Raw genomic sequence first — 23,299 nt, forward strand, 5'->3', positions numbered from 1 at the left:
TCCCGCCGACGACGGCCCGCCCGCCGCCGCGGTCCGGGTGCGCGTCCGCCGCCGACACGAAGGACCGCCGTGCCCGACTCCGACAGACGCTCCCTGACCCGCTCGCCGGACCCGCGCCTCATCACCGCCGTCCTCGCCTTCGCGGGCATGAGCGCCTCCTTCATGCAGACGCTGGTCGTCCCGATCCAGTCCGAGCTGCCGACGCTGCTCGGCGCCGACCGCACCGAGACCGCGTGGGTGATCACCGCGACGCTGCTGAGCGCCTGCATCCTCACCCCGGTCTCGGGCCGCCTCGGCGACCTCTACGGCAAGCGGCGGATGGCCGTGGCCGCGCTGGTCGTGCTCGTGATCGGCTCGATCGTCTGCGCCTTCGCGGGCGACGTGTGGACGCTGGTCGTGGGCCGGGCCCTCCAGGGCGCGGTGATGGGCGTCATCCCGCTCGGCATCTCGATCCTCCGCGACACCCTCCACCGCGACCGGCTCCCCGGCGCGATCGCCCTGGTCAGCGCGACCCTCGGCATCGGCGGCGCGCTCGGCCTGCCGCTCAGCGCCCTCATCGCGCAGAACACCGACTGGCACGTCCTGTTCTGGATGTCCGCAGGCCTCGGCGTCCTCGACATCGTCCTCGTCCTCCTGGTCGTGCCGGTGTCGACGCTGCGCTCGGCCGGCACCTTCGACGTGGTCGGCACGATCGGCCTCGCCCTCGGACTGAGCGGCGTGCTGATCGCCGTCTCGCGCGGCAACGACTCCGGCTGGACGAGCCCCGCGATCCTCGGCTCCGGCCTCGGCGGCATCGCCGTCCTGCTCCTCTGGGGCTGGTACGAGCTGCGGCAGGAGAGCCCGCTCGTCGACCTCCGGGTGGCCGCCCGCCCCGCCGTGCTCTTCACCAACCTCGCCTCGGTGGCGGTCGGCTTCGCGTTCTTCGGCGCCCAGATCACGCTGCCGCAGCGCCTCGAGCTGCCGGCCGCGTCGGGCGTCGGCTTCGGCCTGAGCCTGATCGTGGCGAGCCTCGTGCTCGCGCCCTCGGGCCTGGCGATGATGGCCACGTCCCCCCTCGCCGCCCGCCTCTCGGCGCAGTCCGGGCCGCGGCTCGTGCTGATCGCCGGCTCCGGGCTGATCGCGGTCTCGTACCTGCTGATCCTCCCGTTCGGCGGCGAGGTGTGGCAGATCCTGGTGATCAACGCCCTCATCGGGGTCGGCCTGGGCCTCGCCTACGCCGCGATGCCGACACTCATCATGCACGCCGTCCCCGCCTCGGAGACCGCGGCCGCGAACGGGCTGAACTCGCTGATGCGCACCCTCGGCACGACGCTCTCCTCCGCCGTGACCGCGGGCGTGCTCGCGCAGCTGACCGTGTCCGTCGGCGACGTGCAGCTGCCGAGCTCGCAGGGCTTCGAGACCACGTTCGTGATCGGCGCGATCGGAGCGCTGGTCGCCGTCGCCCTCGGCCTGCTCATCCCGCGGGCGCCCCGCCCGGAGGCGCGACCCGCTCTGCCCTGACCGGACCGCGTCGTCGGCCGCGAGTGCTCCTCGCTGAGGAGACCTGGTCCCGGCCGGCGACGCGCGGCCCGCTACTCGTCCTCGAGCAGCATCCGCTCGATCTGCAGCTCGCGCAGCCTCGTCGAGGCCTGCAGGTTCTCGCGCGCGGCGAGCACCAGGCGGCACAGCAGCACCAGCAGCACGATCGCGAGCACCGCGACGGCCGTCACGACGACTCCGTACAGCGCGGTCAGGACTCCCCAGGTCTGGATCATCCCTCGACGCAACGGAGCCGCGCCCGCCCTCGCGTCCCCCGCTCGGCGGAGAGCGCGGGGCGGGGCGGGCAGCCGGTGCAGGGGCAGTGGACGCGCAGAGCCCGGCCCGCGACGGCTCAGCCCGCGAACGCCCCGCGGTACGCCCGCGCCGGGTGCGTCGCCGGCAGCTCGTCCGTCCCGAACAGCTTGCGGCGCAGCGTCCCCTCGGCGTACTCGGTCTGCGCGAGGCCCCGCTCCTGGAGCACCGGCATCACCCTGTCGACGAACTCCTCGTAGCTGCCGGGCAGGATCCAGTTGACGACGTTGATCCCATCGATCCCCGCGTCGCGCCAGCCCGCCAGGTGGTCGGCGATCTGCTCCGGAGTGCCGACGACCCGTCCGCGCAGCTTCGCCGAGAGCCGGGCCAGATCGCGGACGGTCGGCTCGCGGTCGGGGGAGGCGTCGCGGATCCACTGCAGGTGGCTCTGGCCGGCGTAGGTCTCGATCGCCGAGAGCGGCAGGTCGGGGTCGAGCCTCTCGCCCGTCGCCGGGTCGAAGCCGAGGTTCGAGTGCACGAGGAAGGCGTCGGAGGAGAGGTACTCGTCGATCTCGCGCTCGGCGCGGCGCGCCTCCTCCTCCGTGTCGCCGGTGATGAAGGAGAGCCCCAGGTAGAAGGAGGGTGCTCCCGCTCCGCGACCGGCCGCCGCGGCGAGGGCCCGCGTGTCCTCGATCAGCTCGCGGGTCTTCTCCGGCGACCCCGAGAACACGAACTGCGCCTCCGCGTTCCGCGCGGCGAAGCGCCGTCCCGCGGGGGAGGAGCCGGCCTGGAAGAGCACGGGCGTGCGCTGGGGCGACGGAGCCGAGAGGTGCGGCCCCTGCACGCGGTAGCGCTTCCCGACGTGGTCGATGCGGTGGATGCGCGCCGGGTCGGCGAAGGAGCCGCTCTTGTCGCGCAGGAGCGCGCCGTCATCCCACGAGCCCTCCCACAGCTTGTAGACCACGTCGAGGTACTCCTGCGCCCAGGCGTAGCGCTCGTCGTGCTCCTCGAGCCGGTCGTAGCCGAAGTTGCGGGCCGCGCCGTCGAGGGCGCTGGTGACGATGTTCCAGGCGATCCGCCCCTTCGAGAGGTGGTCGAGGGTCGAGACCTTCCGGGCGAAGTCGAACGGATGCGACTGCAGCACCGAGCTCGTGAACGCGAAGCCGAGGTGCTCGGTGCTCACCGCCAGGGCCGAGAGCAGCACCGACGGGTCGTTGCTGGGCAGCTGCAGCCCCTCGCGGGCGTTGACGTCCCAGTCGCCGTCCGCCGGACCGTAGAGCCCCGCCACGTCGGCGAAGAACATCGCGTCGAAGCGGCCGCGCTCCAGCGTCCGGGCGAGGTCGATCCAGAGCTGCACGTCGTCGAACTCGTGCTGCCGGGCGTCGGGGTGGCGCCAGAGGCCGTGCTGGATGTGGGAGGCGGTGTTCATGACGAACGCGCAGAAGCGCAGCGGGCGGGGCTCGGTGATCACGCTCCCAGGCTAGGCCGGGCGCCTACCACCGGTCTCGAACGACTCCGCGCGTAGGGTGTCCGACTGTGGAATCCCGCATCCCCGAACCCGCGCACGCCGTCCCTCCGCTGACGGACGCCGTCGCCGAGGCGCTCGACGCCACCACCGTCGCCGAGATCCGCGCTCTGCGCGACGACTTCGCGCGCTTCATGCTCCAGTACAAGTTCGGGATGGACGAGATCGTCACGAAGGTGTCGATCCTGCAGGAGGAGTTCCGCGAGCTGCAGGAGTACAACCCGATCGAGCACGTCACGAGCCGGCTCAAGTCGGCCGACAGCCTGATCGAGAAGATCGAGCGCAAGGGCTGCGAGACGACCTTCGAGGGCATCGCCGACGCGATCACCGACATCGCCGGCGTGCGGATCACCTGCAGCTTCGTCTCGGACGTCTACCGCGTCTTCGACCTGCTCACCTCGCAGTCCGACGTGACGGTGCTCGAGGTGAAGGACTACATCGCCGAGCCGAAGGAGAACGGCTACAAGAGCCTGCACGCGATCGTCGAGGTGCCCGTGTTCCTCTCCGGCGGATCGGTCGACGTCTGCGTCGAGGTGCAGTTCCGGACCATCGCGATGGACTTCTGGGCGAGCCTGGAGCACAAGATCTACTACAAGTACGACCGCCAGGTCCCGCAGGAGCTCCTCGACGGCCTCGCCGACGCGGCCCGCACCGCCGCCACCCTCGACGCCGACATGGAGCGCCTCCACCGCCAGGTCCGCGGCCCGCTGCCCGGGGCGCGCACCTACGACGTCTGACGCGCCGCCCCACGCCCCCGATCGGGCCGCCCCGACTCCTGCCGATCGAGCAGCCCGCGCAACGGGCGTCTCGAGATCCCCCTACGGAGTCAGCAGCGGCAGCAGCGCCAGCAGCAGCACCGCGGAGCCGTTCAGCGTCGCGTGCGAGACGATCGCTGCTCCGAGCCGCCCGGTGATCGTCGCGATCCAGCCGTGCGCGAGTCCCGCGGTGACCGTCGTCACGCCGAGCGTCACGATCGTCGCCGGGTTCACCATCTGGTGCCCGTGCAGCAGGGCGAAGACCGCCGTGGACGCCAGGATGCTGAACGCCATCGCCCAGACCCGCCGGCCGCGGGTGGGCGGCGCCGACTCCGCGGAGCCCCGGAGCATCCGGTTCCGCACCGCGCGCATCACGACGCCGCGGCAGAGGACCTCCTCGACCAGCGGCGCGACGACGACGGGGATGAGGACCGAGCTCAGCACGAACCACAGCGGGTCGGGGTCGATGTCGAGGTTCCCCTGCGCGTCCTGGAGGAGCGGAGCGAACGCGGCGAGCACGAACAGGATCACGACGCGCACCGCGATGCCGAGCCCGATCCCGATGGGCACGTCGATCCAGCGGAACCGCAGCCCGAAGTCGGCCGCCATCGTGCCCAGCCCGCGCAGCCGAGACGCCGCGAACGGGACGATCAGCGCGACGAGATAGCTCGCGAGCGCTTCCGCGAAGGCGAGTCCGGCGGAGTAGGGGAGCACGCCGAACCCGAACAGCAGGATGAGCACGGCCAGCGGCAGGACGATCCCGACGATCGTGAGCACGGCGGTCGGCAGGCCCCAGCGGACCCGAGGATCGGGCAGGTAGAGGAGGGAGGAGTAGGGCGCGTGGACCGAGGGGAGGGGCTCGACCGGCCACGAGGGCGCCGCAGCGGAGTCGGGCGCGAGCGTCGCGGGATCGGGCGGCGGGAAGGCGTCGGGTTGCATGGCCGGGCCAGCCTACGCAGACCGCCTGGACGGGATCCGGGCCGCACGCGCTGCTCGGCGCGGGCCCGGACAGCGGGACGCACGGGGGATCGCAGCGTGCACGGCGGGTCGCAGCGTGCAGGGCGGATCGGAGCGCGCGCGGCCGCGACGGCTCCGGGTACGAAGAAACCCCCGCCATGTAGAAGCTAGGCAAGGGTTTCCGTGGCTCCGACGAGCCAAGATCCCGCGAGTCAGCGATTCTCAGTCGCAAACTTTGTCTCTCGAGGGTCATTGCGCATGACTATGTTAGGGGTTGGCAAGGATGATGGTCCAAGTCAGTGTTGATGGTGAGCGCCGACCTCACTGGTTTCCTGAATAGACCTGCCATTACCCGTTCGAGGGGCAACAGCGCCGCGCGCAGTCTCACACGCTGAACATGAGTAAATGTCAAGGGAGATCCATGGGGCTGGGACCGATGCCTTTCACGCACGAGGAACTAGACGCTGCCTTCCCGAGCCTGACGTTGCTCCGCCCTCAACTTGGTCGAGGCGCATTCAAGGTGGCGTACCAGGTCGACGGCGATCAACTATCGGTCCTGAAGGTTCTCACGGAGCCACTTCCATCGGATTTTGAGGGTAGCGAGGTTGACGATTCAGTGCTTCCCGAGCGATTCTTACGCGAACTGCGAGCCATGGAGATTGCCGCGTCGCCGCATCTTGGAGGAATCCTCTCCCCGCCGCAGGCAGTTCAAATTGGCGACCATTACTATATCGCCTATGAGGAACCGTTTTATAACGGGGGCACGCTTCAAGGGAAGCTGGCTTCCAGATCATTGTCCAGCGGCGAGGCGGAACAACTTCTGATCTCTCTCCTTCTAGCGGTACACGAACTCTGGTCTCATCGCATTGTGCACCGCGACATTAAGCCGGGTAATATTGTCTATGACGGCGCGGATAATGCGGTCCTTATTGATCCGGGTATCTCGCTTCATCTAGATTTGAATGACATCACTCAAACTGGATTCGCATCACCAAGAACCACCGTCTATTCAGCGCCTGAGCAACATGAGGAGCGGCGTTATGCTTCCATTGATTTCCGGACCGATCATTTCCTGGTCGGCTTAGTCGTCTATTCTGCCATCAGTGGGAAGCATGCCATTTACGAGCCCGGCATGGATGAGCACCAGTTCGTGCTTAAGCTCCTGACCTTCGATCGCGTCGATGTTGACGAGTTGGCGTGCTCGTCGGAGGTGAGGACCGTGCTGAAACGCCTTCTCGCACCGAAACCGAACCGCCGCTATCGGACCACCGATGAGCCCTTAATAATCCTAGGAGTATTGTGAACCTTTACCTGCAGCATGGTTATGGTAAGGGGCAGAAGCTCTCCACGCTGGCTTCTTCCGGGTCATTGAGAGGTGTTATTCTCAGTCCAGCCGACGAGGAGTATGGCTCACTCGAGCGAACAGTCCTCGATGCGCGTTCAAGAGGCCTTCGGGTTTACATTGACCCGCAAGCATATGTCTACTCTACGACCCCGCGTGGTCTCGGCCGCAAGCATGAGTCTCACGATATACAATTTGACGATCTGCATTGGTCGCAGGGCGTCGATGCTATTATCGATCAGATTGCTCGTGTAGGCGCGATGCATGAGAAGCTCAATCCCGACGGCGTCAGAATCGCTCCTACCGTTCTCCAAGCCTCGTTCGATGATGTTTGGACTCCCACAGCTTTTCAACTTGCGCGCACGGCTTCATCCGAATGGGGGCGAGACAAAACCGTTGCCACGCTCGCGATTGACGAAGGTGCGCTTGACACCTGGCGGCAGGTGGACACTTGGCTGGATGTCGCTACGACGCTCGACGTTCGTGGCTTCTACGTCCTGGTGGGGCGGAGTGACGCGGGCTACCCGCCAGCCCCGTGGTCGTCGGAGAGGCTAGCGAATCTGCTGCGATTGATTTACGTGCTTTCGGAACTGAATGGTTACGAAGTCTGCTGGGGATACTCGGATGGTGAGGGTTTAGCCGGCCTCGCGGCTGGAGCCTCGGCTCTTGCTGCTGGTTGGAATTACTCTCTGCGTCAATTCAAGCCTTCTAAGTGGCAGCCGGTGGAACGTAAAGGGGGAGCTCAGCCGAATGTGCGTTTTTACGCGCAGCGATTGTGGTCACCACTCCTGGCCGCTGTCGAAGCGGATAGTCTCTATAGCTCAGAGTTGCGAGATAGGGTTTTCACCGCGCAAGATCAGGAGTACATTCGCTCCCAGCCACTTACTGAGATGGGTGTCGTTGATGCTCAGTTACAGTATCTTCGATCCTTGTCGCAACAGGCGAGCCTCGTAGCTTCTGCGGGCGGAGTTAGCGAAAAATTGGATTATGTAGAATCGTCGCTTCTAGAAGCCGAGGGTTCTTTTGCCTCGATCGAGCGACTTGGAATTCCTCTCACTCGGCGTTATTCAAGTCGAGTTGCGGCAATCTTGGAATCTATCCGAACTTTCCGGGCAGCTGAAAGCTTGTAGGCGCGGTTCGTTTCGATTCCGCGAACTAAGAGTTCCGTGAGCCACAGTTTCCGATACGAATCTATGACTTGGTGTTGCGGAGACAGGTGCCACTGCAATGAGTCAGCCTCCGCCACGATCAAGCCGGCACCAAGTCGACGAAGTGAAGTTGTTGAGATGTTTCGGGCTGTCGTCGCTGGCATCACCAGCGCCGTTCTGTTGGCAGATACTCTGAACTTATTGATCTGCTGTAGCGCTCGGCGCGCGTCACGCAACTTCACTTCTATCGCCAGAGAGTCGTGGATGACGCTGGCGCTCTTCCTGACTGCCCTGCTGTCCCATCCTGCTTCCTGGAGTTCTCGCCGTAGCGAACGTGCGTAACGTTCTGAAAGCCCTGACGTTCCCATGGACGCATTAGTAAGTGCCCTTGCAGCGCTTACTGAGGGCAACCTCAGTTGACGCCTGACGTGGGCGCTAACTGCGCTTTCTGATGCGGTAATCACGAGCGCATCAGGTATCCCGAACCCGGTTTTTGGCTCGAGCAACAGCCAGCTCGTGCGGCCGGGTCCCGGACGGAATAATCGGCCCGCGGCGTCCAAAAGTCGACCGGTCAAGACTGCTTCCTGGATCGGAACTCCGACACGTCGTTCCGAGGCTGACGTACTGAACGGGAAGCTACTCGGGTCGGGGCCTATGGTTGTCAAGCGCGAGCTCCAGCGAGGAGAGACGAACTACGAGGAGCACCCGGACCGAAGCGGAGCGAGGACCGGACGCAACGCAAGTAGCCCGTTCGTCCTCGCTGGAACGAGTGAGAAAAAGTGCTTAGAGGTCCCCGCATGCTTCCAATCGCTGGAATGCGCCGTTGCGCTGCCATGCCGACTGGCCCGCCACGGTCACGCCGGTCGTAGAGAGAAAGCGACGGGATACCTGCTCGAACTGTCTCGACATCCGGAAAGTCCGACAACAGGTGCCCTATGATGGCCGTGGTGGTGTTGAAGTAAAGCCGGATGAAGCTCTGCGGGCCGGTGTCCTGCCCACGTGCCAGGCCAGAAATCACTGTCCGTAGTTCGTTCACTCGGTGCGCATAAGCAGGGACCACAGCCCGGAGGGCGGCTCCGGCTTTCGAGATTTTGTGAATGTCGGAGATAACTTTCCGGAGCTCGCCTTGAACCTCCGCGGGGCCTTCAGGCCGCCGGATCCGGCCGAGGTATTCCGCAGTTATCTTGACCCTCTTGGTGAGCGCGGTCATGGCAGCAACGAGGGTTGGCGAGGCGGTGCCGCATTCGATCACTGACTCCACGCCTGTCTCCAGTTCTCAGGCTACCGTTCGCGGCCGTATCGCCCGATGAGCGGACGGTGGCAACATCTGCGGTGGAAGCAAACAACTGTGAATATCTATCAATGCAGTCAGAGACGGCGACCCGGCCAAATCTTCCGGCGAGTTTCAATGCGTCCTTATTGAGGGGCCCGTTCATGGCGGGCGAAGTAGAGCCGGTAGTTAAGTGGTCGCAGAACGGCCAGTGCCAGAGCCCTTACTGAACCGTTTGGCCTTGTTCCACCTGACTGCGCTGTGCGCCCCTTAGCTGGCGAGTCGGCGTCGCATCCCGCTTGCGTCCTCGACTTAGTAGGCGAAGCGCCGTGCCTAACTGGGTCGTTCTAGGGAGTAAGCCCCGAATCCAGTAGAAGCCTGGACTCGGGGCAGTGGCTCCGACGGGCGTCGATCCCGTGACCTCACGATTTTCAGTCGTGCGCTCTACCAACTGAGCTACAGAGCCGTTGCGACGTGATGTCGCTGGAGAGGTGATCTCCTGAAAAAGGCCCTTCCTCTCGGAAGGGCCTCTTTGCGACCCTGACGGGACTTGAACCCGCGACCTCCGCCGTGACAGGGCGGCACGCTAACCAACTGCGCTACAGGGCCTCGTTGCGAAGACAAGCATACTGTCTTCGAGGCTGTTCTATTTTCACGCCCCGACCCTCGCGAGCCGATGCACTTTCCGGTGGTGCTGGTACTTCTGGTGGTGCTGGTAGTACCGACCCATCCGTGACCCCAACGGGATTCGAACCCGTGCTGCCGCCGTGAAAGGGCGGTGTCCTAGGCCACTAAACGATGGGGCCGGAGACTCGCGGGGCGACCCTGCGGCCGACCCCCCATGACTACCGACACGCAAGCATAGGGGGCCGCGGCGCAGGATGCAAAATCGACGGTTCCGCAGGCGGCGTGCACCCCGTCCGGGGTTGACCCGGGTCTAGGAGATCGGGCAGGGCCGCGGTTAGGGTGGGGCGGAATCGCTCTTCCCCCCACCCGCGCGCCGGAGCCGCACCGCCGCGGAGGGAGGGCCCCCTATCCCCGAGGTCCCATGCCCCACTCCCTGCGCCGTCCGCGTTCCGCCCGCCTCCCCGGCGCGCCGCGACTCGGGCGACTCCGAGGTGCTGCCCTGGCCTCCGCCGTCGTCGCGCTCGTCGCCGGCCTGCTCGTCGCCACTCCCGCCCAGGCGGTCGAGTACCCGTCGTGGGCCGACGTCGAGGCGGCGAAGGGCGACACCGCCGCCGCGGCCGCTCAGGTCGACCGGATCACGTCCCTGATCGGCGACCTCCAGAGCGAGGTCGCCTCCGCTCAGCAGCTCGCGCAGCAGCGCGGCGACGAGCACTTCGCCGCTCAGCAGGCGTTCGACGAGGCCTCGGACCAGTCGAAGAAGCTCGAGGACCGGGCCGCCGCCAGCGCCGAGGAGGCCGACAAGGCCTCGCAGCAGGCGGGCCTGCTCGCCGCGCAGCTCTACCGCAGCACCGGCACCGACCTGTCCGTCAACATCTTCCTCGACCAGAAGGCCGGCCAGGCCGACCAGCTGCTGTCGAAGATCGGGAGCATGACCAAGCTGGTCGAGCGCTCCTCCGCGATCTACGAGCAGGCCAGCACCGCCCGCAACACCGCGTCCTCCCTCGCCGACCAGGCCGAGGTGGCGCAGACGGAGCGCGAGCGCCTCCGCGTCGCCGCCGAGCAGAAGCTGGCCGAGGCGACCGCCGCCCAGGAGGCGTCCGAGGCCGCGCTCGCCGAGCAGCAGGAGCAGAGCGTCGTGCTCGAGCAGCAGCTCGCCGCGCTCCGCGACACCGAGTCGAAGACCGTGGCCGAGTACGAGGCCGGCGTCGCCGCCCGCGAGGCCGAGCGCCTCCGGAAGCTCGCCGAGGAGGAGGCCGCCCGCCAGGCCGCCGCCCAGGCCGAGGCCGCGCGCCGCGAGGCCGCCCGGGCCGCGGCCGCGTCAAGCGGCGGCAGCGGCGGCGGTGGCGGCGGGTACGTCGCCCCCTCGGGCGGCGGCGGCTCCAGCGCCGTCAGCGACTCCGGCTGGGTCCGCCCCGCCGGGGGCCGCATCACCGGCACCTTCGGCCCGCGCGACAGCATCTCGACCGGCGGAGGATCCTCCGGCTCGTACCACCGCGGCACCGACCTCGCGGGCGGCTGCGGCATCCCGATCTTCGCGGCGCACAGCGGCACCGTCTCCTACGCGGGCCCCAACGGCACCTACGGCAACTGGGTTCTGATCGACCACGGCAGCGGCATCAGCACCGGCTACGCCCACATCATGTCCGGCGGGATCTACGTCCGCGTCGGCCAGCAGGTCCAGGCGGGCGAGCAGATCGCCGCCGTCGGCTCGACCGGCGCCTCCACCGGCTGCCACCTGCACTTCGAGACCCGCGTCAACGGCTCCGCCGTCGACGCCCAACCTTTCATGGCCCAACGAGGAGTCACCCTTGGCTGACGCACAGACGACCGCACGCACCTTCACCCCGGCACCCCGGGAGCGCGCCTGGAAGGGCCGCCTCCCGCTCGTCATCTCCGCCGCCTTCGCGGTCACGGCGGTCACCGCGTCCCTCGGCATCACCCCGGCCCTCGCCGACGACGCGAAGTACCCCTCGTGGGACGACGTGCAGAACGCCAAGAAGGACGAGGCGAGCAAGCAGGCCGAGATCGACTCGATCACCGGCCTCATCGCGAGCCTGCAGACCGCGGTCGACGAGAAGTCGATCACCGCGATGAAGAAGGCCGAGGCCTGGCGGCAGGCCAAGGAGGCGCTCGACGCCGCTGCGAAGGCCGTCGACGACCTCGACGAGAAGGCGACCACCGCCTCCGCCAAGGCCCAGACCTCGAAGATGCGCGCCGGCCTGCTGGCCGCGCACCTCTCTCGCGCCGCCGGTGGCGACCTCTCCGCCAGCCTCGTGGCCAAGGGCAAGGACGCGGGCGACCTGCTCTACCAGCTCGGCGCGATGTCGCAGCTCTCGGAGCAGTCGCAGAAGGTCTACGCCGACGCCCTCGCCGACAAGCAGAACGCGGAGTCGCTCGGCGACCAGGCCGACCTCGCCGTCACCGAGCACCAGGCGCTCTCGGACGAGGCGGACGCAGCCCGCAAGGACGCCGACGCCGCCGCCGAGTCGGCCCGCGCGTCGCTCTCGGCGCAGGAGGAGAAGTCGCAGGAGCTGGTCGCCCAGCTCGCGCTGCTGAAGGACTCCTCTGTCGAGGCCGAGACCCAGTACCTCGCGGGCGAGCAGAAGCGCCAGGCCGACGAGGCCGCCGCCCAGGCGCAGGCCGAGGCGGAGGCCGCCGCTCAGGCGCAGTCCACCGCCCGCTCCGCCCAGCAGCAGTCCTCGGCGCAGGCCGACGCCGCCGCCCCGTCGCGTCAGACCGCGTCCCTCCCGCAGCCCGCCGCTCCGCAGCCCGCGCAGCAGCAGCCGGCTCCGGCTCCGGCTCCGGCCCAGCCCGCTGCTCAGCCGATCGCCCAGCCGGCGGCTCAGCCGCTCCCGCAGCCGGTCACCGCTCCGGTCCTGGTGCCGACCAGCGGCGCCGTCGAGAACGCGATCTCGTACGCGATGGCTCAGCTCGGCGAGGAGTACGTCCTCGGCGGCATGGGCCCGGACCAGTGGGACTGCTCGGGCCTCACCAAGGCCTCGTACGCGTCCTCGGGCATCTACATCGGCACCCACTCGGCGACGAACCAGTACAACACCATGGCCGGCGCCGGCAAGCTCGTCCCCTACAGCCAGCGCCAGCGCGGCGACCTGATCTTCTGGGGTGGCGGCGGGGACTACTACCACGTGGCCATCTACCTCGGGAACAACCAGATCATCGAGGCCGCCGACTACGGCAAGCCCGTGCGCATCTGGAACACCTGGGGCACGCCCGCCGGCATGGTCGGCCGCCCGGCCGCCTGAGCCGCAGCCACACAGCACAACGAGAGAACCCCCTCCTGTCGAGACGACGGGAGGGGGTTCCTTCGTTGATGCGAGGGGTCAGTGACCCTCTTCGGCCAGCTTCTTGATGCCGTCCTGGACGATCTGCTCCGCCTCGGCGGCGTCGCCCCACGCGTCGACCTTGACCCACTTGCCGGGCTCGAGGTCCTTGTAGCGCTCGAAGAAGTGCTTGATCTCGTTCTTCGTCTGCTCCGGGACGTCGCCGATGTCCTGGATGTGCTGCCAGCGCGGGTCCTTCGCGGGGACCACGATCACCTTCGCGTCGGAGCCGGCCTCGTCGCTCATGTTGAGCACGCCGACCGGGCGGACGGAGACGCCCACGCCCGGGAAGACGGGGTACTCGAGCAGCACCAGCGCGTCGACGGGGTCGCCGTCGAGGCCGAGGGTGTTCTCGAAGTACCCGTAGTCCGTCGGGTAGACGAAGGAGGTGAAGAGCACGCGGTCGAGGTAGACGCGACCGGTCTCGTGGTCGACCTCGTACTTGTTGCGGCTCCCCTTGGGGATCTCGACGACGACGTCGTATGCGGCCATGCTCTCTCCTTGAGTCGGTGGCGCCGTGAGCGGCGCATCGGCGGACGGATCGGCCTCCGGAACGCTCGCGCGGGTGCGCGCGCGGGAGGGGCGGATCGCTGGCATTACGTTACTTGATGTGCCCGATCGCCCCCGCCTGACCCCCGCCGTCGCCGATCTGCGGCGGGCGGTGCGCGAGAGCCTCGACGGGCTCGACCCCGGAGCGCTCGTGCTGGTCGCGCTGAGCGGGGGAGCGGACTCGCTCGCGCTCGCGGCGGCGGTCGCCTTCGAGGCCCCGCGGGGCGGGAGGCGGGCCGGCGCGGTGATCGTCGACCACGGGCTGCAGGAGGCGTCGGCGGAGGTCGCGCGGCGGGCCGCGGAGCAGGCGCACGGGCTGGGGCTCGCGCCGGTGCTGCGCCAGGTGGTGACGGTGTCCGCCGAGGGCGGTCCGGAGGCGGCCGCCCGCAGCGCGCGCTACCGCGCCTTCGACGACGCGCTGACCGCGACGGGCGCCGCCGCGATCCTCCTGGGCCATACCCTCGACGACCAGGCCGAGACGGTGCTGCTGGGGCTCGCCCGCGGAGCCGGTGCGGCCTCGCTGCACGGGATGGCGCCGGTCAGCGGGCCGCTGCGTCGGCCGATTCTGGGCCTGCGGCGCGAGACGACCCGCCTCGCCTGCGCCGACCAGGGGCTCGTGCCGTGGGACGACCCGCACAACGACGACCCCCGCTACTCGCGGGTCCGGGTGCGGAACCGCGTGCTGCCCGTGCTGGAGGACGAGCTGGGGCCGGGAGTGGCGCAGGCTCTGGCGCGCACGGCCGAGCAGCTGCGGGAGGACGGGGACGCGCTCGACGCGCTCGCCCTCGACTGGGCGCTCGAGCTGGTGGGCCAGGACGAGGCGGGGCACGTCACGGTCGACGCGCGCGGGCTCGCCGCGGACCCGCCGGCGCTGCGGCAGCGGATCATCCGCCTGGTCGTGGCGAACGAGTTCGGAGTCGCGCTCTCGCGCTCGCAGACGCTGGCGGTCGCCGCGCTGGTCACCGACTGGCACGGCCAGAAGGGCGTCGACCTCCCCGGCGTCCTCGCCACCCGCCGCGGCACCACCCTCGTCTTCGCACCCGCGGCCCCCTGACCCCGTCCCCGCGACGCCGGTCCCCGCGAGATGCCCGACCCCTCCCCGCGAGATGCCGCTCCGGCACGCGACTCGCCGACGGAGGTGTACCGGAGCGGAGTCTCGCGGAGGGGAGAGGGGGGCCGGTCACCCGTAGAGTGGCCGGGTGGAAGCAGCCGACATCGCCGACGACATCACCGAGGTCCTCTACACCGAGGCCGAGATCCACGAGCGGATCCGCGCCCTGGCCCGCGCCATCGAGCGCGACTACGCGGGCGAGAACCTGCTCATCGTCGGGGTGCTGCGCGGCGCCGTGATGGTGATGGCCGATCTGGCCCGCGAGCTCAAGCTCGACATCGTCATGGACTGGATGGCCGTCTCGTCCTACGGGAGCGGCACCAAGTCCTCCGGCGTCGTGCGGATCCTGAAGGACCTCGACTCCGACATCACGAACCGCAAGGTGCTGATCGTCGAGGACATCATCGACTCCGGCCTCACGCTCTCGTGGCTGCAGGGCAACCTCCGCAGCCGCGGCGCCGAGTCCGTCGAGATCTGCGCGCTGTTCCGCAAGCCCGCGGCCGCCAAGGTCGAGGTCGACGTGGCCTATGTCGGCTTCGACATCCCGAACGAGTTCGTGATCGGCTACGGGCTCGACTACGCCGAGCGCTACCGCAACCTCCGCGATGTCGCCGTCCTCGCCCCGCACGTCTACGAGTAGCGCCGCGGACACCGCGCAGGAGAGCCTCGAGCGGCTCTTCGCGGTGCCGTTGCTGGGCTACCACATGAGCTACCCGACCTCTCTGCGGGCCGACTTCGAGTTCAACTACTGGTGGCTCGCGCACGCGATCGACGCGGCCGTCGACGCCTTCGAGCGCACGGGCGACGAGGCGCACCTGGAGCGTGCCCGGCGGATCCACCGTGCGATCCGCCTCCGCAACGGCGGGCGCCTGGTCAACGGCTACTTCGACGACATGATGTGGCTCGGCGGCGCGCTCGCCCGCCTCGGGGAGGCCTCCGGCGACCCGCGGTTCCTCGACCGGGCCGACCGCCTGTGGCGCTTCGCCGTCGCGAAGGGCTGGAACCTCCGGCACGGGGCGAGCCTCGCCTGGCGCCGCCGGCAGCTGGACTACAAGAACACGCCCGCGAACGGCCCGTTCGCGATCCTCGGCGCGCGCCTGGAGCGGCTGCGGCCCGACGGCCGGGAGGAGCTCTCGCGCGCCGCCCTCGACTGGATGCACGTGCGCCTCCGCGACGACGACACCGGCTTCGTCGCCGACGGCATCGGCCGCGAGGGCGGCTCCGCCCGCGACGACTGGGCCTTCAGCTACAACCACGCCGTCTACGTCGGCGCGGCGCTCGCCCTGCACCGCCTGCGGCCCGACCCCCGCCTGGTCGCCCACGCCTCCCGCACGGCCGAGGACCTGCTGGACCGGCTCGCCCCCGACGGCGTCTTCGTCGACCAGGGATCGGGGGACGGCGCCCTGTTCGGCGGCATCGCCTACCGGCACCTCGTCGACCTCGCCACGACGGCCGGAGTGGCGCCCGCGGTGGCGGCTCGCGTCCGCGGCTTCGTCGCCGGCAGCGTCGCCGCACTGCAGAGCTCGAGCGTCCGCCGCGGGGTGCTGCTGGCCGGGCCCCGCTGGGACGCGCCTCCGTCGCTGCCCGCCACGCTCTCGGCCGAGATCGGCGCCGTGCTCGCCCTGGAGGCGTCAGCGCGACTGGACCGGTCGCCGGTGCCGTCAGACTGACGGGGTGAAGGCACCCGAGAAGCGCACCGTCGCCGTCGTGATCAACCCGAGCAAGTTCGACGACGTCGGCGCCGCGGAGGACCTGGTCGCGACGATCGCGCGCCGCCACGGCTGGAACGAGCCGCTCTGGTTCGAGACCAGCCCGGGCGACTCCGGTGCCGCCGCGGCCCGCGCCGCACTCGAGGCGGGCCCGGACCTGGTCTGCTCGATGGGCGGCGACGGCACCGTCCGCGCCGTCGCCACGGTGCTGCGCGGGACCGGCGTCCCCTACGGCCTGCTGCCCAGCGGCACCGGCAACCTCCTCGCGCGGAACCTCGGGATCCCGCTCGGCTCGCTGCCCGAGGCGGTCGAGATCGCCCTGCTCGGGCAGGACCGCGCCATCGACGTGGGCACGGCCGCGTTCGACGACGGCGAGGAGCGGGTGTTCATGGTGATGGGCGGGGTGGGCCTGGACGCCGAGATCATGGACAAGACGGACGAGGAGCTGAAGAAGCGGGTGGGCTGGGGCGCCTACTTCGCGGCGGGGGCGCCGGCGATGTTCAAGGCCGGATTCGAGGTGACCCTCACGATCGACGGCGCGGAGGAGCCTCCGCAGCGCTGCTACATGGTGCTGGCCTGCAACTGCAGCTCCGTGGTGGCGAACATCGAGCTGGCCGCGGGCGCGGTGCTCGACGACGGCGACCTGGAGCTGGTGCTGCTGCGTCGGCGCTTCGGCCTCGCGCTGGATGTCGCGACCGGCAACCGCAACGGGCTCGCCTCGCTCCGGCAGTGGCCCGGCCGCGAGTTCTCGTTCGAGCTCGACCAGCCGGTGCTCGCCGAGCTGGACGGGGATCCGGTCGGCCGCACCCGCTCCGGGCGCTTCGGCGTGGATCCGGGCGCCCTGCTCGTGCGCCTGCCGGTGCCGACGCCCCGGAGCCCTGGACTGACTCCGCACGACTCGGTGATCGTCGACACGTCCGCCATCGCGACGCTGCTCCCGGAGCCGCCCTCCTCCTGACGCTTGCGCGCTCTTCTTTACGGTTGTAAGGTATCTGACGGACGTAAAGAAGGCGCTCCTCGCGCCGGGAAGAAGGACCCCGTGACCGATCCGCGGCTCACCCGCTCGCGCGAGCTCCTGCTCACCGCGATCACGACGGCACTCGACCGCCCGGGCGACGACCAGCCCTCCATCACGGAGCTCTGCGGCGCCGCGGGCGTCAGCCGCCCCACGTTCTACCAGCACTTCGGCGATGTGCCGTCCCTGATCGAGGCCGCCGCGGTGGAGCGGATGCACGCGCTGTTCGGCGACGTCGCTCCCGGCACCGCCCCCGCCGACTGGGAGGGCGCGGTCCCCCGCATCGTCCGCGGGCTCCTCGAGGGCCTGCTCGTGCACGCCGACTTCTACCGCCGCGTGCTGAGCGGAGGCACGGCCCGCGCCGTGCAGGAGTCGGTCGTCGCGTTCCTCGCGCAGCGGCTCCTCGCCTTCTCGCCCCTCGCCGAGCGCGGATCGGGCGGCGGCGACCACGCCCGCGTCGAGCGCTTCGCCGTCCTCCTCGCCGCCGGCACCACCTGGCTTGTCGTCGGCTGGCTCCTCGACGGCGACGCCCGCCGTCCCGCGGCCTCGGCCTCCGCCGACATCGCCGAGCTCCTCGTCACCGGAGTCGCCTCGCCGCGGCTCGCCGCCCTGCACTCCACGAAGTAGAAGGACCATGACCACCTCCCCGCTCCGCCGCGCCCTGCGCGCCGTGAACCCGCGCCTCGTCGTCGTCTTCGCCGCGATCGCGCTCATCCCGCTGATCTACGCGGGACTGCTGACCTCGGCCAACCTCGATCCCACGCACCACCTCGACACGGTGCCCGCCGCGATCGTCAACGAGGACACCGGCGCGACCGCCTCGGACGGCTCCGCGCTCGCCCTCGGCGACGACCTGACCGAGCAGCTCACCACCGACACCTCCGGCTCGGACTTCGCCTGGACGGCGACCGGTGCCGACGAGGCGTCCCGCGAGCTCGCCTCCGGCGACGTCCTCGCCGTCCTGACGGTGCCGGCCGGCTTCTCGGCCGACGTCGCCTCCGTCGGCGGCGATGACCCCGCCGCGGCCGTGCAGGCGAAGCTGTCGATCGAGACGAACGACGCGGCCAACCTGATCGTCGGCAACATCGCCTCCACCATCGGCACCACCGTGACGAAGACGCTGGAGGAGAAGGTCGGCGCGACCTACCTCGAGAACGTCTACCTCGGCTTCACCGATGTGCACTCGAGCCTCGAGCAGGCGGCCGACGGCGCCGCTCAGCTGGCGGACGGCGCCGGGACCGCCGCGTCCGGCTTCTCCGAGCTGGTCGTCGGGCTAGCGCAGCTGCAGGACGGCACCGCGCAAATGGCGACCGGCGCCGACTCCCTCCGCTCGGGCGCGGGGAGCGCGGCCTCCGGAGCGTCCGACCTCTCGTCGGGACTCCAGCGGATCGCGAGCGGGACCGGGCAGCTGCCCGACCAGGCGGCGGCGCTCGACACGGGAGCCCGCACGGTCGCCGACGGCGCCCAGCAGCTCGACGGCGGAGCGGCGTCGCTCGCCTCGGGCGCCACCGACCTCGCCGCGGGGACGTCGACCCTGAAGGACGGCGCGTCCTCGGCGGCGTCCGGCGCCGAGGCGCTGGCCACCGGGTCCGCCTCCCTCTCCGACGGAGCGGGGAAGGCCCTCGCAGGAGCCCAGCAGCTCGCGACCGGCGCGGGAGCGCTCGCGACCGCCACTCCGCAACTCGCCACCGGGGCGACCGGCGTCGACTCCGGCCTCGCCTCCCTGCTCTCGCGGTACGACTCGCTGTCCGACGCCCAGCGCGTGGCCGAGCTGACCGCCCTCGAGCAGGGTGCGGCCGCTCTCGCGGGCGGAGCCGCCTCGGCGGACGCGGGCGCGCAGACGCTCGCCTCCGGTGCGACCGCGCTCGTCGGCGACGACGGCAGCGGACTGACGGCGCTCGCCGCCGGTGCCGCCACGGTCTCGGGCGGAGCCGCCGACCTCGCGACCGGCACCGCCGCTCTGTCCACCGGGGCGACCTCCGCCGCCGACGGCGCCCAGAAGCTGCAGACCGGTGCGCAGGCCCTCGCCCAGGGAGCTGCGACCCTCGACGGCGGAGCCGCGCAGGTCGCCGGCGGAGTGGACACCCTCTCCGGCGCGGTCGGCCCGCTCACCAGCGGAATCGCCTCCGCGGCCGCCGGCGCCTCCGACCTCGCCTCCGGGACGGCCGCCCTCGCGACGGGCGCCTCGGACCTCGCGGACGGCGCCGAGACCGCCGCGACCGGCTCGGCCGACGCGGCCACCGGTTCGCAGGACCTCGCCGACGGGATCGACTCGCTCGCCTCCGGATCGCGCACCCTCGACACGAAGCTCTCGGACGGCGCGGACGACGTGCCCACCTACACCGGCGAGCAGGCTCAGGAGCTCAGCGCCGTCGCGGCCGCCCCGGTCGGGATCGACGCCGAGCGGATGAACCGCGTGCCGTCCTACGGCTACGGCCTCGCCCCCTACTTCATGGCGCTCGCGCTCTGGGTCGGCGCGCTCGCCTTCTACCTGATGAGCGCCCCGCTCAGCTCCCGCCTCCTCGCCGCGCGCCGGCCCGCCTGGGTCATCGCGCTGCGCAGCTACCTGCCCGGCGCGCTGATGGCGGTCGCCCAGGGCGTCCTGGCCGCGCTCGTCATCCGCTTCGGAGTGGGCGTCGAGGCGTCGAACCTGCCCGGGCTGATCGGGATCGCCGTGCTCACGAGCCTCACCTTCGTGGCGATCAACCAGGCGCTGATCGCGCTGCTGGACGCCCCGGGCCGGTTCCTGGCGCTGCTGATGATCGTGCTGCAGCTGTCCTCGGCCGGAGGCACCTACCCGGTCGAGACCGCGCCTGCCTTCTTCCAGGCGATCCACGGCGTGCTGCCGCTGACCTGGACGGTGGAGGCGTTCCGCTCGCTGATCGCCGGCGGCAGCATCGGAGTCGCGCACGCGGTCCTGGTGCTCGTGCTCTGGCTGGTCGGGGCGCTCGCCGTGACCGTGCTGGCCGTCGCCCGCCGCCGCCGCGGCCTCGTGCCCGCCCTCCGCGACCCGGAGCCCCTCCTCGAGTCGGCCTGACCCGGGCCGGGCGGGCCCGGTCCGTCTGCGTCTGCTGCCCCTCGTCGCGGCACGCCCCGCCCGGACACCTTCGCCCCCTCCGAGACCGCAGTAGTCGTCGCTGTCGAGCTCGAGTGCGACAACTCCTGCGTTCTCGCGGCGCGCCCCGCTCGAACACCTTCGCCCCCCCCCGAGACCGCAGTAGTCGTCGCTGTCGAGCTCGAGTGCGACAACTCCTGCGTTCTCGCGGCGCGTCCCTACCGCCGAAGCGCCGATCCCCGCGACCTCCACCCACAATGCAGAGGACGCGGACCGGGAAACGCGTGTCAGCGTTTCCCGGCAGTCCGACGAGACCCGCTCTGCGGAACGCACCATCTCGTGGAGCCGACCGCGCGCGGGGATGCGGCCCGCCGCATCCCCGCCAGACGACACAGCCCGCGGCCGTTCGGCCCACGGCGAACGCGTGGGCGGCGCTCAGAGTGCGGGAGGTAGCCTGGCAGGCACAATCTCCTCGTCAGAAAGGCGCCGGGTGTCGCACCCGCAACAAGCATGAACGTGAAGCGCATCTTCCGGGGTCCCATCCTCTACGTCGTCCTGGCGATCGTCGCGGTGTGGATCGGCTCCTCGCTGATCACCATGTCCGGCTTCCGGCCGGTCACGACGCAGGAGGGTCTCGACCTCCTGAAGGACGGCAAGGTCGACTCGGCGAAGATCGTGGACGGCGAGCAGCGCGTCGATCTCACGCTCAAGCAGGCCGACGGAGACAACGGCACGCAGGTGCAGTTCTACTACGTGGCCCCTCGCGGCGCGGAGGTCGTCGACGCGGTGTCCGCGGCCGATCTCGGCAGCACCGGCTACAACGACGAGGTCCCGCAGACCAACTGGTTCCTCTCGGCTCTCGGCTTCCTGCTCCCCATCCTGCTGATCGGCGCGTTCTTCTGGCTGATGCTCTCGGGCATGCAGGGCGGCGGCAACCGCGTCATGCAGTTCGGCAAGTCGAAGGCGAAGCTCGTCTCGAAGGAGTCGCCCAAGGTCACGTTCGGCGATGTCGCCGGCGCCGACGAGGCGATCGAGGAGCTGCACGAGATCAAGGAGTTCCTCAAGGAGCCCGCGAAGTTCCAGGCCGTCGGCGCCCGCATCCCGAAGGGCGTCCTGCTCTACGGCCCTCCCGGCACCGGCAAGACCCTGCTGGCGCGCGCGGTCGCGGGCGAGGCGGGCGTGCCCTTCTACTCCATCTCCGGATCGGACTTCGTCGAGATGTTCGTCGGCGTCGGCGCGAGCCGTGTCCGCGACCTGTTCCAGCAGGCGAAGGAGAACTCGCCGGCCATCATCTTCGTCGATGAGATCGACGCCGTCGGCCGCCACCGCGGCGCCGGCATGGGCGGCGGTCACGACGAGCGCGAGCAGACCCTCAACCAGCTGCTGGTCGAGATGGACGGCTTCGACGTCAAGACGAACGTCATCCTGATCGCGGCGACGAACCGTCCCGACATCCTCGACCCCGCGCTGCTGCGTCCGGGCCGCTTCGACCGCCAGATCGGCGTCGACGCCCCCGACCTGCTCGGCCGCAAGCGGATCCTCGAGGTCCACGGCCGCGGCAAGCCGCTCGCCGGGGGAGTCGACCTCGAGGTCGTCGCCCGCAAGACCCCGGGCTTCACCGGCGCCGACCTGGCCAACGTCCTCAACGAGGCCGCACTGCTCACCGCCCGCTCCAACGCGCAGCTGATCGACAACCGCGCGCTCGACGAGGCGATCGACCGCGTCATCGCGGGGCCGCAGCGCCGCACGCGGGTCATGCGCGACAAGGAGAAGCTGATCACCGCCTACCACGAGGGCGGACACGCTCTGGCGGCGGCGGCGATGCGCCACACCGACCCCGTGACCAAGGTCACGATCCTTCCGCGCGGTCGCGCCCTCGGCTACACGATGGTGCTCCCGCTGGAGGACAAGTACTCCACGACCCGCAACGAGCTCCTCGACCAGCTCACGTACGCGATGGGCGGCCGCGTCGCGGAGGAGATCGTCTTCCACGACCCCACCACCGGAGCGTCGAACGACATCGAGAAGGCGACCTCCATCGCCCGCAAGATGGTCACCGACTACGGCATGTCCGCGAACGTCGGAGCGGTCAAGCTCGGCCAGTCGTCGGGCGAGATGTTCCTCGGCCGCGACATGGGCCACCAGCGCGACTACTCCGAGCAGATCGCCGAGACGGTCGACGCCGAGACGCGCCAGCTCATCGAGCAGGCGCACGACGAGGCGTGGCAGGTCATCAACGACAACCGCGACATCCTCGACCGCCTCGCGATGGAGCTGCTCGAGAAGGAGACGCTCGACCACGACCAGCTGGCCGAGATCTTCAAGGACGTCCGCCGCATCGACGAGCGCCCGCAGTGGCTCTCGAGCGACAAGCGCCCCCTGTCCGACCTGCCGCCCATCGCGGTCCCGGTCGCCAAGGCGCCGATCGACTCGGGTGCGACCGACGGGGGAGTCTCCTCCGCCGGTGCCGACGAGGTCGCGCCGAAGCGCCCGCCGCTGATCAACCCGCGCCCCGCGACGGCGTAGCGCGCGCGTGCCCGTCGACAAGGCGCGCATCGAGGCGGCCGTCGCCGAGATCCTCGCGGCCATCGGGGACGACCCGGGCCGCGAGGGACTCCTCGACACGCCGCGGCGGTTCGCCGAGGCGTACGAGGAGTTCTTCGGCGGGTTCGACGACGACGCCGCGGCCCAGCTGACCGAGACGTTCGCGGTGGTCGAGGGCGGCCAGGAGTCGCCGCTCGACCAGACGGTGATCGTGCGCGACCTCGCCTTCCGCTCCGTCTGCGAGCACCACCTCCTGCCGTTCCTCGGCGTCGCGCACATCGCCTACCGGCCGCGCGAGCGGGTCGTCGGCCTCGGCCGGCTGCCGCGCGTGGTCGAGACGGTCGCGTCGCGACCGCAGATCCAGGAGCGGATGACCGAGCAGATCGCCGACGCGCTCGAGCAGGGCCTCGCTCCCGAGGGAGTGCTCGTCGTGGTCGACGCCGAGCACGGCTGCGTGCGGATGCGCGGGCCGCGCCAGACCGCGAGCTCGACCGTGACGGTCGCCGCCCGCGGCTCCCTCGCCGACCCGGCCGCCCGCGCCGAGATCATCGCGCTGATCGGCGCCGCGCGGGGGGAGTGAC

General features: G+C 70.1%; 18 protein-coding genes and 3 tRNA genes. 14 read left to right on the top strand and 7 right to left on the bottom strand.

The window, feature by feature from the left end; all coding sequences use genetic code 11:
• Positions 1-69 precede the first annotated feature (69 nt).
• Positions 70-1,500, top strand: a complete 1,431-nt coding sequence (locus C5B98_RS02250) for an MFS transporter (RefSeq protein ID WP_258063415.1) — start codon at positions 70-72, stop codon at positions 1,498-1,500.
• Between the two features lie 71 nt (positions 1,501-1,571).
• Here C5B98_RS02250 and C5B98_RS02255 read toward each other — a convergent pair whose 3' ends face one another.
• Both C5B98_RS02255 and C5B98_RS02260 read right to left on the bottom strand, forming a co-directional pair.
• Positions 1,572-1,754 carry a hypothetical protein gene (locus C5B98_RS02255; protein ID WP_104224402.1) on the bottom strand — a complete coding sequence of 61 codons (183 nt, stop codon included), beginning with the start codon at positions 1,752-1,754 and terminating at the stop codon, positions 1,572-1,574.
• Positions 1,755-1,870: 116 nt separating this feature from the next.
• Entirely contained in the window at positions 1,871-3,199 is a 1,329-nt protein-coding gene (locus C5B98_RS02260) for an NtaA/DmoA family FMN-dependent monooxygenase (protein ID WP_374953044.1), read from the bottom strand.
• A gap of 230 nt (positions 3,200-3,429) precedes the next feature.
• On the opposite strand from C5B98_RS02260, the gene C5B98_RS02265 reads away from it, so the two are divergent.
• Entirely contained in the window at positions 3,430-4,032 is a 603-nt protein-coding gene (locus C5B98_RS02265; protein ID WP_104234325.1) for a GTP pyrophosphokinase family protein, read from the top strand.
• An 81-nt stretch (positions 4,033-4,113) separates the two neighbouring features.
• Here the strand turns inward: C5B98_RS02265 and C5B98_RS02270 are convergent, their stop codons facing one another.
• Entirely contained in the window at positions 4,114-4,989 is an 876-nt protein-coding gene (locus C5B98_RS02270) for a CPBP family intramembrane glutamic endopeptidase (protein ID WP_104327238.1), read from the bottom strand.
• A 439-nt stretch (positions 4,990-5,428) separates the two neighbouring features.
• On the opposite strand from C5B98_RS02270, the gene C5B98_RS02275 reads away from it, so the two are divergent.
• Positions 5,429-6,310 (top strand): protein kinase, encoded by an 882-nt coding sequence (locus tag C5B98_RS02275; RefSeq protein WP_181065437.1) that lies wholly within the window; start codon positions 5,429-5,431, stop codon positions 6,308-6,310.
• Positions 6,307-7,479 carry a hypothetical protein gene (locus C5B98_RS16575; protein ID WP_146076872.1) on the top strand — a complete coding sequence of 391 codons (1,173 nt, stop codon included), beginning with the start codon at positions 6,307-6,309 and terminating at the stop codon, positions 7,477-7,479. The genes C5B98_RS02275 and C5B98_RS16575 overlap by 4 nt, the downstream gene beginning before the upstream one ends.
• A 1,681-nt stretch (positions 7,480-9,160) precedes the next feature.
• Here the strand turns inward: C5B98_RS16575 and C5B98_RS02280 are convergent.
• The 3 genes from C5B98_RS02280 to C5B98_RS02290 all read right to left on the bottom strand — a co-directional run bounded on the left by C5B98_RS02280 (position 9,161) and on the right by C5B98_RS02290 (position 9,573).
• Positions 9,161-9,233: transfer RNA gene (locus C5B98_RS02280), tRNA-Phe, on the bottom strand.
• Positions 9,234-9,302: 69 nt separating this feature from the next.
• Positions 9,303-9,376 (bottom strand) — tRNA-Asp (locus C5B98_RS02285).
• Between the two features lie 124 nt (positions 9,377-9,500).
• Positions 9,501-9,573: transfer RNA gene (locus C5B98_RS02290), tRNA-Glu, on the bottom strand.
• A gap of 242 nt (positions 9,574-9,815) precedes the next feature.
• On the opposite strand from C5B98_RS02290, the gene C5B98_RS02295 reads away from it, so the two are divergent.
• Both C5B98_RS02295 and C5B98_RS02300 read left to right on the top strand, forming a co-directional pair.
• Positions 9,816-11,210 carry a peptidoglycan DD-metalloendopeptidase family protein gene (locus tag C5B98_RS02295; protein WP_104249696.1) on the top strand — a complete coding sequence of 465 codons (1,395 nt, stop codon included), beginning with the start codon at positions 9,816-9,818 and terminating at the stop codon, positions 11,208-11,210.
• Entirely contained in the window at positions 11,203-12,657 is a 1,455-nt protein-coding gene (locus C5B98_RS02300) for an NlpC/P60 family protein (protein WP_104327240.1), read from the top strand. Before C5B98_RS02295 ends, C5B98_RS02300 begins: the two co-directional genes overlap by 8 nt.
• A gap of 78 nt (positions 12,658-12,735) precedes the next feature.
• Here the strand turns inward: C5B98_RS02300 and ppa are convergent, their stop codons facing one another.
• On the bottom strand, positions 12,736-13,227 hold the full coding sequence (gene ppa / locus C5B98_RS02305) for an inorganic diphosphatase (protein ID WP_068255683.1): 492 nt from the start codon (positions 13,225-13,227) through the stop codon (positions 12,736-12,738).
• A 118-nt stretch (positions 13,228-13,345) separates the two neighbouring features.
• Between ppa and tilS the strand changes: the two genes are divergently transcribed.
• The 8 genes from tilS to folE all read left to right on the top strand — a co-directional run bounded on the left by tilS (position 13,346) and on the right by folE (position 23,298).
• On the top strand, positions 13,346-14,338 hold the full coding sequence (tilS, locus tag C5B98_RS02310) for a tRNA lysidine(34) synthetase TilS (protein ID WP_104249697.1): 993 nt from the start codon (positions 13,346-13,348) through the stop codon (positions 14,336-14,338).
• A gap of 145 nt (positions 14,339-14,483) precedes the next feature.
• Positions 14,484-15,035 (top strand): hypoxanthine phosphoribosyltransferase, encoded by a 552-nt coding sequence (gene hpt / locus C5B98_RS02315; protein WP_104238400.1) that lies wholly within the window; start codon positions 14,484-14,486, stop codon positions 15,033-15,035.
• A gap of 64 nt (positions 15,036-15,099) precedes the next feature.
• Positions 15,100-16,065 carry a glycoside hydrolase family 76 protein gene (locus C5B98_RS02320; protein ID WP_181065438.1) on the top strand — a complete coding sequence of 322 codons (966 nt, stop codon included), beginning with the start codon at positions 15,100-15,102 and terminating at the stop codon, positions 16,063-16,065.
• A 4-nt stretch (positions 16,066-16,069) separates the two neighbouring features.
• On the top strand, positions 16,070-17,062 hold the full coding sequence (locus C5B98_RS02325) for a diacylglycerol kinase family protein (RefSeq protein ID WP_104327242.1): 993 nt from the start codon (positions 16,070-16,072) through the stop codon (positions 17,060-17,062).
• An 81-nt stretch (positions 17,063-17,143) separates the two neighbouring features.
• The gene (locus C5B98_RS02330) at positions 17,144-17,746 is read left to right on the top strand and encodes a TetR/AcrR family transcriptional regulator (protein WP_104248069.1); all 603 of its coding nucleotides are present in this window, start codon (positions 17,144-17,146) and stop codon (positions 17,744-17,746) included.
• Between the two features lie 7 nt (positions 17,747-17,753).
• Positions 17,754-20,156, top strand: coding sequence for a YhgE/Pip domain-containing protein (locus tag C5B98_RS02335; protein ID WP_104327243.1), 2,403 nt, complete (start codon positions 17,754-17,756; stop codon positions 20,154-20,156).
• Positions 20,157-20,684: 528 nt separating this feature from the next.
• A complete protein-coding gene (ftsH, locus tag C5B98_RS02340; protein WP_104224104.1) occupies positions 20,685-22,700 on the top strand; it encodes an ATP-dependent zinc metalloprotease FtsH in 2,016 nt (671 codons plus the stop codon).
• 7 nt (positions 22,701-22,707) lie between these two features.
• Positions 22,708-23,298 carry a GTP cyclohydrolase I FolE gene (gene folE / locus C5B98_RS02345; protein WP_104224103.1) on the top strand — a complete coding sequence of 197 codons (591 nt, stop codon included), beginning with the start codon at positions 22,708-22,710 and terminating at the stop codon, positions 23,296-23,298.
• Position 23,299 lies beyond the last annotated feature (1 nt).

Source organism: Rathayibacter sp. AY1A5 (assembly GCF_002930875.1).
GTDB lineage: Bacteria > Actinomycetota > Actinomycetes > Actinomycetales > Microbacteriaceae > Rathayibacter.

Bases quoted from the DNA above. Each gene is read 5' to 3' on its own strand.
- C5B98_RS02320 (WP_181065438.1), top strand. From the start codon at position 15,100: ATGAGCTACCCGACCTCTCTGCGGGCCGACTTCGAGTTCAACTACTGG.
- C5B98_RS02335 (WP_104327243.1), top strand. From the start codon at position 17,754: ATGACCACCTCCCCGCTCCGCCGCGCCCTGCGCGCCGTGAACCCGCGC.
- C5B98_RS02270 (WP_104327238.1), bottom strand. From the start codon at position 4,989: ATGCAACCCGACGCCTTCCCGCCGCCCGATCCCGCGACGCTCGCGCCC.
- C5B98_RS02275 (WP_181065437.1), top strand. From the start codon at position 5,429: ATGGGGCTGGGACCGATGCCTTTCACGCACGAGGAACTAGACGCTGCC.
- C5B98_RS02260 (WP_374953044.1), bottom strand. From the start codon at position 3,199: ATGAACACCGCCTCCCACATCCAGCACGGCCTCTGGCGCCACCCCGAC.
- C5B98_RS02265 (WP_104234325.1), top strand. From the start codon at position 3,430: ATGCTCCAGTACAAGTTCGGGATGGACGAGATCGTCACGAAGGTGTCG.
- C5B98_RS02295 (WP_104249696.1), top strand. From the start codon at position 9,816: ATGCCCCACTCCCTGCGCCGTCCGCGTTCCGCCCGCCTCCCCGGCGCG.
- ftsH (WP_104224104.1), top strand. From the start codon at position 20,685: ATGAACGTGAAGCGCATCTTCCGGGGTCCCATCCTCTACGTCGTCCTG.
- ppa (WP_068255683.1), bottom strand. From the start codon at position 13,227: ATGGCCGCATACGACGTCGTCGTCGAGATCCCCAAGGGGAGCCGCAAC.
- C5B98_RS02255 (WP_104224402.1), bottom strand. From the start codon at position 1,754: ATGATCCAGACCTGGGGAGTCCTGACCGCGCTGTACGGAGTCGTCGTG.